This is a genomic window from Actinokineospora sp. NBRC 105648 (assembly GCF_030269645.1).
Lineage (GTDB): Bacteria > Actinomycetota > Actinomycetes > Mycobacteriales > Pseudonocardiaceae > Actinokineospora.
Genome location: NZ_BSTR01000122.1, coordinates 1 through 441, shown reverse-complemented (window position 1 = coordinate 441; position 441 = coordinate 1). Strand labels below are relative to the sequence as shown.

At 59.4% G+C, this 441-nt stretch carries 1 rRNA gene; it reads right to left on the bottom strand.

Going from position 1 to position 441, the window contains the following annotated elements:
* A 23S ribosomal RNA gene (locus tag QSK30_RS36635) occupies nt 1-82 on the bottom strand; the annotation flags it as partial.
* Between the last annotated feature and the right edge of the window lie 359 nt (nt 83-441).

Genomic DNA, 441 nt, shown 5'->3' with positions numbered 1-441 from the left:
CCCGAGGCTTATCGCAGCCTCCTACGTCCTTCATCGGCTCCTGATGCCTAGACATCCACCGTGTGCCCTTAGACACTTACTACAAAGATGCTCGCATCCACTGTGCAGTTCTCAAACACCAACCAGAAACACACCGCCAACCAGAACCACCCATCCCCTCACCACAACAGCCAGGGTCGGTTTGACTCCCACGATGTCTCTGACCACCAAGACCACCACACCAACCGGTGTGTTGCCTCAGGACCCAACAGTGTGCCGACACACTCACCCCCACCAACCCTCGATGCCCACGGTCCACGCACCACCACCGAAGCGGAGGGCAGTACTGGTGACAACACCGGGCGCCGGTGAACGTTCGCTCGTCCAGTAGTTCCACAGCATATGAGCAACCACCCACCAGACATTCGCTGTTGGCGTGGCCCTCCCACACACACCCCGAGG